General features: G+C 73.0%; 12 protein-coding genes. 8 read left to right on the top strand and 4 right to left on the bottom strand.

Annotated elements, in window-relative coordinates; genetic code table 11:
• Nucleotides 1–25 precede the first annotated feature (25 nt).
• Nucleotides 26–145: a putative leader peptide gene (locus LL648_RS45750; protein WP_374112038.1), complete on the bottom strand. Its 120-nt coding sequence runs from the start codon at nt 143–145 to the stop codon at nt 26–28.
• A gap of 125 nt (nt 146–270) precedes the next feature.
• Between LL648_RS45750 and hemW the strand changes: the two genes are divergently transcribed.
• The gene (gene hemW, locus LL648_RS14110) at nt 271–1,416 is read left to right on the top strand and encodes a radical SAM family heme chaperone HemW (protein ID WP_232662969.1); all 1,146 of its coding nucleotides are present in this window, start codon (nt 271–273) and stop codon (nt 1,414–1,416) included.
• A gap of 154 nt (nt 1,417–1,570) precedes the next feature.
• Here the strand turns inward: hemW and LL648_RS14105 are convergent, their stop codons facing one another.
• On the bottom strand, nt 1,571–2,578 hold the full coding sequence (locus LL648_RS14105) for an ABC transporter substrate-binding protein (protein WP_232662968.1): 1,008 nt from the start codon (nt 2,576–2,578) through the stop codon (nt 1,571–1,573).
• Between the two features lie 42 nt (nt 2,579–2,620).
• Nucleotides 2,621–3,226, bottom strand: a complete 606-nt coding sequence (locus LL648_RS14100; protein ID WP_232662967.1) for a hypothetical protein — start codon at nt 3,224–3,226, stop codon at nt 2,621–2,623.
• A 76-nt stretch (nt 3,227–3,302) separates the two neighbouring features.
• Here LL648_RS14100 and hrcA point away from each other — a divergent pair, with 76 nt between their 5' ends.
• The 6 genes from hrcA to LL648_RS14070 all read left to right on the top strand — a co-directional run bounded on the left by hrcA (nt 3,303) and on the right by LL648_RS14070 (nt 9,627).
• Nucleotides 3,303–4,322, top strand: coding sequence for a heat-inducible transcriptional repressor HrcA (gene hrcA / locus LL648_RS14095; RefSeq protein ID WP_232662966.1), 1,020 nt, complete (start codon nt 3,303–3,305; stop codon nt 4,320–4,322).
• 63 nt (nt 4,323–4,385) lie between these two features.
• Nucleotides 4,386–5,537: a molecular chaperone DnaJ gene (gene dnaJ, locus LL648_RS14090; RefSeq protein ID WP_232663103.1), complete on the top strand. Its 1,152-nt coding sequence runs from the start codon at nt 4,386–4,388 to the stop codon at nt 5,535–5,537.
• A 7-nt stretch (nt 5,538–5,544) separates the two neighbouring features.
• Nucleotides 5,545–6,291, top strand: coding sequence for a 16S rRNA (uracil(1498)-N(3))-methyltransferase (locus tag LL648_RS14085; RefSeq protein ID WP_232662965.1), 747 nt, complete (start codon nt 5,545–5,547; stop codon nt 6,289–6,291).
• A gap of 120 nt (nt 6,292–6,411) precedes the next feature.
• Nucleotides 6,412–7,167 (top strand): alpha/beta hydrolase family protein, encoded by a 756-nt coding sequence (locus LL648_RS14080; RefSeq protein ID WP_232662964.1) that lies wholly within the window; start codon nt 6,412–6,414, stop codon nt 7,165–7,167.
• Nucleotides 7,168–7,225: 58 nt separating this feature from the next.
• Nucleotides 7,226–7,999, top strand: coding sequence for a cyclase family protein (locus LL648_RS14075; protein WP_232662963.1), 774 nt, complete (start codon nt 7,226–7,228; stop codon nt 7,997–7,999).
• Complete coding sequence (locus LL648_RS14070) at nt 7,996–9,627, top strand: thiamine pyrophosphate-binding protein (protein ID WP_232662962.1); 1,632 nt, start codon at nt 7,996–7,998, stop codon at nt 9,625–9,627. Before LL648_RS14075 ends, LL648_RS14070 begins: the two co-directional genes overlap by 4 nt.
• 76 nt (nt 9,628–9,703) lie before the next feature.
• On the opposite strand, the gene LL648_RS14065 is transcribed toward LL648_RS14070, so the two are convergent.
• The gene (locus LL648_RS14065) at nt 9,704–10,207 is read right to left on the bottom strand and encodes a winged helix-turn-helix transcriptional regulator (protein ID WP_232662961.1); all 504 of its coding nucleotides are present in this window, start codon (nt 10,205–10,207) and stop codon (nt 9,704–9,706) included.
• 50 nt (nt 10,208–10,257) lie between these two features.
• Here LL648_RS14065 and LL648_RS14060 point away from each other — a divergent pair, with 50 nt between their 5' ends.
• Nucleotides 10,258–10,995, top strand: a complete 738-nt coding sequence (locus LL648_RS14060; protein ID WP_232662960.1) for a class I SAM-dependent methyltransferase — start codon at nt 10,258–10,260, stop codon at nt 10,993–10,995.
• The last annotated feature ends 77 nt before the right edge of the window (nt 10,996–11,072 follow it).

Here is an 11,072-nt window from a genome sequence, read left to right as displayed (position 1 = left end):
CGTGGTGGGTGAGAGGGCGGCGGGACTAGCGGCCGGCTCGACAGAGCGCGCTGCTGACGCGGCGCAGGTCCACGTGGCGACGGGCCACGAGACGCAAGGAGAGCGCCGACGAGCCACGAGCGGGCTCGGACATCGACGCGGTCATGGTGACAAGAGTGCCACCTGTCCGGTCAGCGATCCATTGCCGTCCGCATGCTGGGAGCGGATTCACATCCGTGCGGGCCCGGGGCCGTTCGACCGTGCGGTCGACGAGGGGCAGACTTGCTCCTCGTGCCACCGCCGTTCGGGATCTACGTCCACGTGCCCTTCTGCGCGGCCCGCTGCGGCTACTGCGACTTCAACACCTACACCGCCTCGGAGCTGGACGGCTCCGGCGCGTCCCCCGACGGGTGGCTCGACGCCGTGCGTCAGGAGCTGGCGCTGGCCGCGTCGGTCGTGGGGGAGCGGGCCGTCGACACGGTGTTCGTCGGGGGCGGGACGCCGTCACTGCTGGGAGCGGAGCGGCTCGGCGTCGTGCTCGGGGCGGTGCGGGAGACGTTCGGGCTCGCGGCGGGCGCCGAGGTCACCACCGAGTCGAACCCCGAGTCGACGTCGCCGGAGTTCTTCGCCGGCCTGCTCGACGCCGGGTTCACCCGGGTGTCGCTCGGCATGCAATCGGCCGCGCCGCACGTGCTGCGGGTGCTGGAGCGGCGGCACACACCCGGCCGGGCGGTCGCGGCCGCCCGCGAGGCCCGGGCGGCCGGGTTCGCGCACGTCAACCTCGACCTCATCTACTCGACCCCCGGCGAGACCGACGACGATCTGCGCGCGTCGCTCGACGCCGTCCTCGACGCCGGCGTCGACCACGTCTCCGCCTACGCGCTGATCGTCGAGGACGGCACGGCGATGGCCCGGCGGGTCGCGCGCGGCGAGCTGCCGGCGCCCGACGACGACGTGGCCGCCGCGCGCTACGAGATGATCGACGACCGGCTCTGCGCGGCCGGTCTGGGCTGGTACGAGGTGTCGAACTGGGCGGGATCGGAGGGGGCAGCCTGCCGGCACAACCTCGGGTACTGGCTCGACGGCGACTGGTGGGGCCTCGGCCCGGGCGCCCACTCGCACCTCGCCGGGCAGCGGTGGTGGAACGTGAAGCACCCGGCCCGGTACGCCGCACTGCTGGCCGACGGTTCGTCGCCCGAGGCTGGACGCGAGACGTTGACACCGGCCGAGCGGCACACCGAGCGCGTGATGCTGCGGCTGCGGCTGGCCGAAGGGTTGCCGCTCGACCTGCTCGACGCCGCGGGCCGGGCCGCCGCGGCGCGGGCCGTCGACGACGAGCTGCTCGACGCGCCGGCGTTCGCGGCGGGCCGCGCCGCGCTCACCCGGCGCGGGCGCCTGCTCGCCGACGCGGTGGTGAAGGCGCTCCTCCCCGCGTAACCCCGAACTTCCCCACCGTTTTGCCTACCTACACACCCAAAGGGGCGTGCAGGTTGGCAAAACGGTGGGCAAGTTCCCCACCGTTTTTGGGCACTTGCGCGCTGTTTCGGCGCGCATCCACCCAAAACGGTGGGGAACTTCGGGCGGGGTGCGGCTACGCGGGCGTGGCGGCGACCTTCTCGAGCGGCGGGCGCAGCTGCCCGATCAGCCACTTCACCGCGACGACGTTGGGTGCCTGCAGCGCGATGGCGGTGTCCAGGTCGACCGGGGCGTAGGTGCCGTCGCGCACCGGACGGGTGGTGCGGACGATCGGGTTGGACTCGAACGCCCCGCGGTCGCCGAGCGTCGCGAACGTCACGAACAGCACGTCGGCCGAGCTCAGCTTGCCCGCTTCCTCGTAGCTGAGCCCGACGGTGCCCGGCGCGAGCGCCGCGGTCGCCTCGACGTTGCGGAACTCCTCCGGCACCAGCAGGCCCAGCCGGCCCATGAAGATCGTGCTCAGGTTCTCCTTGCCGACGACCATCGGGAGGACGTCACCACGGGCCTGTCCGTACAGGTAGGTGTGGCCGGCGAGGCCCGGCAACGAGGCCGTGAACTCGTCGATCGCGGCCGCCGACTCGCGGATGAGCGCCTCTGTGGCCTCGGACTTGCCGAGCGCCTTCCCGATCAGCCGGGCGTCGTCCTCCATCGAAGACTTGTAGAGCCCCTTCTCGTACGCCACCACCGGCGCGATGCCGCTGAGCGCCGCGTAGGTGTCGGGCACGAGCTGCGGGCTGCCCGTCGCGAGGATCAGGTCGGGGTCGTAGGCGGCGATCCGTTCCAGCTCGGTGCGCCCGATCGCGGCCGTCAGCCCGAGCACGTCCTCCGGCAGCGACGTCTTGATGTAGGGCAGGTTCGGGTTGGGCTCCACGTAGTTGCGGGTGGCGCCGACGATCGGCGTCCCGAGCGCGTTGGCCACCGCGATGTCGCCGTAGCCGAGCGCGACGACCCGCTGCGGCTCCTTGTCGATCGTGATCGTGCCGAGCGCGTGCGTGATCGTCACCGGGAACGCGCCGGACGGAGTGGGCGCGGAGGCAGGCGTCTCGGGCGCGGTGCCGCCGCACCCGGCGAGCACGAGGACGGCGGCCAGCGTGATGCCGGCCAGCGAGCGGGGGACGCGCATGACGGGGAGCTCCAACCAGGGACGAACTATGGTTAGGCATTCCTAAGTGCTCGGCGCTGTCACCGTCAAGCGGTCGGGCCTCGCGCCGCGCCGGTATGCGCGCCCGCGCGGCGAGAGCCGGTAACCCACTTCGAGGCTCTCGGTGAGCCCCAGCTCCTTGAGCTTGCGGACGTCCCGCTTGAACGGCAGCGTCTCCAGCCCGAGGCCGGCTGCCAGGTCAGGGGCCCGGACGCCCGGGTTGTCGGCGATCAGCGCCAGTACCTGGGCCGTCCACGGGCCGCGCTTCGACGCCTTGTCCAGCCGCTCCAGCCGGGTCGCGATCTCCGCCCGCGCCTTCGGGGTGAGCCGTGATCGTGATCTCAACGCCACCCGCGGGTCGGGCCCGGCCAGCCGGACCCCGACGCGGTAGAGCTGCCCGTCGCCGACCTGCGCGGCGAGCAGCGCAGGCAGATCGGCGTACCCCGCGGCAGCGGCGTCGAGGGCGGTGAGCCCGCCCGCGTCCACCGGCTCGACGGAGGTGAACTCCAGCACTCCGACGGAGGTGCGCTGGGTGCCGCCCACCCGCACGCGCGGCCGGTCCCATCGGCGGAACGCCAACGTGATCTCACCAGCCGCGATCGCCTGCAGCGTCACCATGCGGATCTGCACACCCGACATCGTGCACGCAGGCCCCACGCTCGGAGAACACATAGACTGGAGTTGTCCCCCGGCCGGTGGAGGTGGAGTGAACGCGGACGAACGTCGATTCGCGGTGTTGCGGGCGATCGTCGCCGACTACGTCTCCACGCACGAGCCGGTCGGGTCGAAGATGATCGTCGATCGGCACAACCTCGGCGTCTCCAGCGCCACCGTGCGCAACGACATGGCCGTGCTGGAGGAGGACGGGCTGATCGCCCAGCCGCACACCAGCGCCGGGCGGGTGCCCACCGACAAGGGCTACCGCGTGTTCGTCGACCGGTTGGCGCAGGTCAAGCCGCTGTCGGTGGCCGAGCGTAGGGCCGTGCAGACGTTCCTCGACGGCGCCATCGACCTCGACGACGTGCTGCGGCGCAGCGTGCGGCTGCTCGCGCAGCTCACCCGGCAGGTTGCGGTCGTCCAGTACCCGACGCTCACCCGCTCGACGGTGCGCCACTGCGAGGTCGTCGCGCTCACGCCCGCGCGGCTGATGCTGGTGCTGATCACCGACAGCGGACGCGTCGACCAGCGGGTCGTCGACCTCGGCGAGGTGCTCTCCGACGACGACGTGGCCCAGATCCGGGTGCTGGTCAACGGTGCGCTGGTCGGCAAGCCGCTCGTGGCCGCCTCCGTGGCGGTCGCCGACCTGCCGGCGACGGCGCCGCAGGAGCTGCGCGGGGTGATCACGACCGTCACCACGGTGCTCGTGGAGACGCTCGTCGAGCACCCCGAGGAGCGGCTCGTGCTCGGCGGCACCGGCAACCTCACGCGCAACGCCGCCGACTTCCCCGGCTCCCTCCGGCAGGTGCTGGAGGCGCTCGAGGAACAGGTCGTGGTGCTGAAGCTGCTGGCCGCCGCGCAGGACCCGGGGACGGTGACCGTGCACATCGGCGAGGAGAACGAGGCCGAGGAGATGCGGAACACGTCCGTGCTCTCCATCGGTTACGGAGCTGGGACCGTCCTGGGCGGCATGGGTGTCGTCGGGCCGACCCGGATGGACTACCCGGGCTCCATCGCGGCGGTGCATGCCGTCGCCCGATACGTGGGTGAGATCCTGGCGGGGCGCTGACCGCGCACGCCCGACCAGGCACGAAGGCATTGCTGAGCGAGAAGGATCATGGGGAACGCGCACGTGGTACGGGACTACTACGGGATCCTCGGCGTCGCACAGGACGCCGGGCCCGACGAGATCAAGCGGGCCTACCGCAGGCTCGCGCGCGAGCTGCACCCCGACGTCAACCCCGATCCGGGGGCGCAGGAGCGGTTCCGCGAGGTCAGCGCGGCGTACGAGGTGCTGTCCGACCCCGAGAAGCGCCGCGTCGTCGACCTCGGCGGCGACCCCCTGGGCAACGGTGGCGGGGGCGGGGGTGCCGACCCGTTCGGCGCCTTCGGCTTCGGCGACATCATGGACGCGTTCTTCGGCGGCCAGGGCGGCGGGCGCGGCCGCGGGCCGCGCAGCAGGGTCCAGCCCGGTGCGGATGCGCTGATCCGGATGCACCTCACGCTGGAGGACTGCGCCGTCGGGGTCACCAACGAGCTGGCCGTCGACACTGCCGTGCTGTGCGGCGAGTGCTCCGGCTCCGGCTGCGCGCCGGGCAGCGCGCCGACGATGTGCGACATGTGCAGCGGCCGCGGCGAGGTGCAGAGCGTGCAGCGCTCGTTCCTCGGCCAGGTCGTCACGTCGCGGCCGTGCCCCCAGTGCCGCGGCTTCGGCGAGGTCATCCCCGAGCCCTGCCAGCAGTGCGCCGGCGACGGCCGGGTGCGCTCGCGGCGCACCGTCAGCGTGCGGATCCCCGCCGGCGTCGCCGACGGCATGCGGGTGCGGCTGGCCGGCCAGGGCGAGGTCGGCCCCGGCGGCGGCCCGGCCGGCGACCTGTACGTCGAGGTCGAGGAGGAGCCGCATGAGCTGTTCACCCGCGACGGCGCCGACCTGCACTTCTCCCTGCGGCTGCCGATGACGGCCGCCGCACTGGGCACCACGATCCCGCTGCGCACGCTCGACGGCGAGGAGGACCTGCACATCGAGCCGGGTACGCAGGCGGGCACGATCCGCACGCTGCGCGGCAAGGGCATGCCCCGGCTGCGTTCCACCGGCCGCGTCGACGGTCGCGGCGACATGATGGTGCACGTCGACGTCGAGGTGCCCACCAAGCTCGACGCGAAGCAGACCGAGCTGCTGCGCCAGCTCGCCGCGTTGCGCGGCGAGGAGCAGCCCGACCTCGTCGCGGGCAGCCGCAACGAGCACGGCCTGTTCTCGCGGCTGCGCGACTCCTTCGGGCGGTAGGGCAAGGGTGAGCACCGCGCCCCTGTTCCTCGTCGACGAGCTGCCAGCGGGCGCGCAGGCCGTGCTCGACGGGCCGGAGGGACGGCATGCCGCCACCGTCAAGCGGATCCGTGCCGGCGAGCGGGTGCTGCTCGCCGACGGTCGCGGCGGGCTCGCTGACGCCGTCGTCGACGCGGCGGAGCGCGACACCGTCACGTTGACGATCAGCCGGCGGCGCACGCTCGCGCCGCCGGCGCCGCGGGTGCTGCTCGCGCAGGCCCTGGTGAAGGGCGACCGCGGCGAGCTGGCCGTCGAGATGGCCACCGAGGCCGGCGTCGACACGATCCTGCCGTGGCGCGCGGCCCGGTGCGTCGCGCGCTGGGACGACGGGCCGCGGGGTGCGAAGGCGCTCGCGAAGTGGCGCGGCACCGTCCGGGAGGCGGCCAAGCAGGCGAGGCGGCCGTGGCTGCCCGAGGTGGAGGAGCCGGTATCGACGGCCGCGCTCGCCCGCCGCGTCGCCGCGGTGGCGTGTGCGCTCGTCCTCCACGAGTCCGCCACGACACGGCTCGCCGATGTCCGGCTCCCGACCGACGGCGAGGTCCTGCTCGCCGTGGGCCCCGAGGGCGGGGTCAGCGACGCCGAGCTGGCCGAGCTCTCCGCGGCCGGCGCGGTTGCGGTCCGGCTCGGCCCGGAAGTGCTGCGTGCGTCGACGGCCGCGGCCGTCGCGTTGGGCGCGCTCGGCGTCCTGACCCGCCGCTGGAATCCCGAAGGCTGATCTCGACGGTTTCGAGACGGTAGGGGTTGGGGCTATCGTCTGCGCCAGTCGCGTCGCGGTGCACGTCCCCCCACGTCCACCGCGGCGCGACGCCTGAACGTTCCTGCGACGATCATGCCCGTGACCGAGACGCTGCACCTCCCGTACGGCCCGCATCCGAGCCAGTTCGGCGAACTCTCGCTCCCCGACCACGACCCCCGTGGTGTGGTCGTCGTCGTGCACGGCGGTTTCTGGCGGCAGCGCTACGGGCTCGAGCTCGGCAGGCCACTCGCTGCCGACCTCGTCGCCGCCGGGTTCGCGGCGTGGACGATCGAGTACCGCAGGGTCGGCGGTGACGGTGGGTGGCCCGCGACGTTCGAGGATGTCGCCGCCGCGTTCGACCTGCTCGCGGGGCCCGTCCAGGACGCCACCGGTGGCCGGCTCGACCTCGACCGAGTGGTTGCCGTCGGCCACTCCGCCGGTGGGCACCTATCCGTTTGGTCAGCCTCACGGCCGGGGCTCCCGACGGGCGCTCCCGGCGCGAACCCGGCCGTCCTGTTGCGTGGGGTCGTCAGCCAGGCCGGGGTGCTCGACCTCGTCGACGCGGTCGATCTGAGCTCCGGCGCGGTCGTCGAATTCCTCGGCGGCACGCCGACCGAGCACCCCGACCGGTACGAGATCGCCTCCCCGGTCGCGCGCGTGCCGATCGGGGTGCCGGTGATCTGCGTGCACGGCACCGCCGACGTGAACGTGCCGATCAGGCAGAGCGAGCGGTTCGTCGCGGCGACCGGCGACGAGCTGGTGACGTTGCCCGGCGCCGACCACTTCGCCGTGATCGATCCCGCCGCCGAGGGGTGGCGCGCGTGCCGTGCCGCTGTGGAGCGTCTGCTCGCGTGACCTCCGGCCCGCGAACGACCACGATGGGCGTCGGCTGACGGACAACGGGAGGCGTGCCATGGCGGTGCTGCAAGATCTGCTCGACGCGTTGCGCGGAGGAAGTGTCGAGGTCGTCGACCTCACCGCGAAACTGCATGCCGGCACCCCGATCCTGCAGCTCCCGCTGCAGTTCGAGAACGCATTGCCGTTCAGCCTGAGCGAGATCAGCCGCTACGACGATCGCGGTCCGGCCTGGTACTGGAACAACATCCACACCTCGGAGCACACGGGCACGCACTTCGACGCGCCCGTGCACTGGATCACCGGGAAGGACGGCGAGGACGTCGCCCAGGTGCCGCCGCGCTCGCTGGTGGCACCCGCCGTCGTGCTCGACTTCTCCGCCGAGACCGACCCCGACTTCCTGCTCGAGATCGAGCACGTGCGGCAGTGGGAGTCGGAGCACGGCGCGCTCCCCGAGGGCGGCTGGCTGCTCTACCGCACCGGTTGGGACGCGCGGAGCGAGGACAGTGGGGCCTTCCTCAACGCCGACGACACCGGCAGCCCGCACACCCCGGGCATCTCCGTCGAGTGCGCGCGCTGGCTCGCCGAGGAGTCGCCGGTGCTGGGCGTGGGGGTCGAGACGGTCGGCACGGACGCCGGCGCCGCGCACAGCTTCGACCCGCCGTTCCCGTGCCACTCGTTCCTGCTCGGCGCCGGCAAGTACGGGCTCACGCAGCTGCAGAACCTCGCGCTGCTGCCGGCGACGGGCGCGCTGGTTATCGCGGCGCCGCTGCCCATCGTCGGCGGGTCCGGGAGCCCGGCGCGGGTGTTGGCGCTGGTGGAACGGCCGTGACGACGGTCGCCGAGCTCGTCGGCACGGCGGTCGCAGGGCTGGGTGTCGGATACGCCTTCGGCGTGGTGGGCAGCGGCAACTTCCACGTCACGAACGCGCTGCGGGTCGCCGGCGTGCCGTACCTCGCGACCCGGCACGAGGGCGGCGCCGCGACGATGGCCGACGCGTACACGCGGGTCAGCGGGCGGGTCGGCGTGCTGTCGGTGCACCAAGGGCCGGGGCTGACCAACGCGATGACCGGCATCGCCGAGGCCGCGAAGAGCCGGACGCCGCTGCTCGTGCTGGCCGGCGACACCGGTGCCGGCGCGGTGCGGTCCAACTTCCGCATCGACCAGACGGCGCTGGTGACGGCCGTGGGCGCGGTCGCCGAACGGGTGCACTCGGCGCAGACCGCGCTCGCCGACACCGTGCGGGCCTACCGCACGGCCGTCGAGCAGCGTCGGACGGTGGTGCTCAACCTGCCGCTCGACGTGCAGGCCACGACGGTGCCCGACGGCTGGACCGTGCCGGCGCCGCCCGAGCTCGCGGCCGTCCGACCCGGGGCGAAGGCCGTCACCGCGCTGGCGGGGCTGATCGCGGCGGCGGAGCGTCCGGTGTTCGTCGCGGGCCGCGGAGCCCGAGGCGCGGGCGAGCCGCTGCGGGCGCTCGCCTCCGCTGTCGGCGCGCTGCTCGCCACGTCGGCCGTGGCGAACGGGCTCTTCGCCGACGACGAGTGGTCACTCGGGATCTCGGGCGGCTTCTCGTCGCCGCTGGCCGCCGAGCTGATCGGCAACGCCGACCTCGTCGTCGGCTGGGGCTGCGCGCTGAACATGTGGACCATGCGGCACGGCGCGCTCATCGGGCCCGGCGCGAAGGTCGTGCAGGTCGACGTCGACCCCGACGGGATCGGCGCGAACCGGCCCGTCGACCTCGGCGTCCTCGGTGACGTCGGCGCAACCGCCGTCGAGACGCTCGCCGCGTTCCCGCGGCGACGCACGCGCTACCGGACGCCGCAGGTGCGCGCGGCCATCGCCGACGGGATCCGCTGGCGCAGCGTGCCGTACAAGGACCTCAGCGGTCCGCAGGGGATCGACCCGCGCACCCTGTCGATCGCACTCGACGACGTGCTGCCGGCCAAGCGGGTCGTCGCCGTCGACTCCGGCAACTTCATGGGCTACCCGATGGCCTACCTGCGGGTGCCCGACGAGCAGGGGTCGTGCTTCACGCAGGGCTTCCAGTCGATCGGGCTGGGGCTGGCCACGGCGATCGGTGCGGCCATCGCGCGGCCGGACCGGCTCGCCGTCGCCGCGCTCGGCGACGGCGGCGCGCTCATGTCGGTCGCGGAGCTGGAGACGATCGCGCGGCTCGGGCTGGCGATGGTCGTCCTCGTGTACGACGACCGGGGTTACGGGGCCGAGGTGCACCACTTCGTCGGCGACGACCTCGACACCGTCCAGTTCCCCGAGACGGACATCGCCGCGATCGGACGCGGGTACGGCTTCGACGCGGTGACCGTCCGGACTCCCGCCGACGTCGACGGCGTTGCCGACTGGGTCGCCGGCGCCCGCTCCCGACCGCTGCTGGTGGACGCGAAGATCGCCTCCGACGGTGGGTCGTGGTGGCTGGCGGAAGCGTTCCGCGGGCACTGACCCGAACTTCCCCACCGTTTTGCCAACCTGCACACCGATTTGGGTGTGTAAGTAGGCAAAACGGTGGGGAAGTTGGTCACTCGGAATGCGTGGGGACCAGCTGGCCGATCACCATCGTCCCCGGCCCGACGGCGCCGCCGGGGCCCGGACGCGGGCTGGTGTTGTCGATCGTGACGGGCTCGCCGCAGTGCTCGCACGTCATGACGGGGGTGGTGGTGCGGCCGCACGTGTCGTGGTGCACCCGCAGCGGCGGGCCGGCCGGGCCGGCGTACCACTTGTCGCCCCAGCTCATGAGCGCGAGCAGCACCGGGTAGAGCTCCTTTCCCTTCTCCGTGGCGTGGTAGTCCTCGCGCGGCGGCTGGTCCTGGTAGCGCTCGCGCACCAGCACGCCCTCCTCGACGAGCCGGGCCAGCCGGGCGGCCAGGACCTTCCGCGAGATCCCGAGGTCGTGCGCGATGTCGTCGAACCGGCTGATGCCGACGAGCACGTCCCGCATGATCAGCGCGGTCCAGGCGTCGCCGAAGAGGTCGGTGGCGCGGGCGACCGAGCACGCGACGTCGGACAGCGAGGTGCGAGTCACCGCGCGAGCCTACATCCTGCTAAGTTCCCTGAGGGAACCTAGGGGGAAGCATGATGATCGAACTGGACTCCACCGATCCGCGTGCCGTGGACGGCCGCCAGATCAGGGCGGTGTCGTTCCACGACCTGCGGATGGACTACCTCGCCGAGGTGTTGGGCGCCGATCCGGCGTCCGGGCGCGCGCTGGTCGTCGGGGGCGGGCGCGGAGTGCTGCCGCGCGGGATCGCGCGGCTCGGGTTCGACGTGGTCTCGCTCGACCCGTCACCGGCCGCCACCGACATGGCGCGCGCCGACGACGAAGGGCTCGGTATCGAGTACCGCACCGGCCGCGCTGAGGACCTGACCGACGAGGGTGTGTGCGACCTCGTCTACGTGGCCGACACCTTCGAGGTCGCCGCCGACCTCGACCGCGTCGTCGAGCGGGTGGCCGCGGCGCTCGCGCCGGGCGGCGTGCTCGTCTACGACACCGTGAGCCGTTCGGTGATCTCGCGGTTGATCTACCTCGGACTGTTCCAGCTCGTCCCGGCCACCCGGATCATGCCGCGCGGCCGCTACTCCGCCAGCAGGCTGCGCACGCCCGCCGAGACGGCGGCGGCGTTCGCGCGCCACGGCCTGCGCAACGGGGGCGTCGCCGGCTTCGCGCCGAAGGACCCGCGCAAGCTCCTGACCGCGGCGCTGGCCCGCAAGCGCGGCGACATCACCGACGCCGACATCCCCGCGATCGTCGAGATGGTTCGGAAGGCGGGCAAACCGCCGGTGACGTACCTGGGCCACGCCCGGCGGCTCTGACGCGCCGTCGACAACGACGTTTTGGTCGATGTGAGCGTTCACAAACAGCCATAACGTCGTTGTCGACGCGCTACTCG

It is taken from the genome of Pseudonocardia sp. TRM90224 (assembly GCF_021245725.1).
Classification (GTDB): Bacteria; Actinomycetota; Actinomycetes; order Mycobacteriales; family Pseudonocardiaceae; genus Pseudonocardia.
The sequence above is the reverse complement of the archived record's forward strand: the minus strand, read 5'-3'. Positions and strand labels throughout refer to the sequence as shown.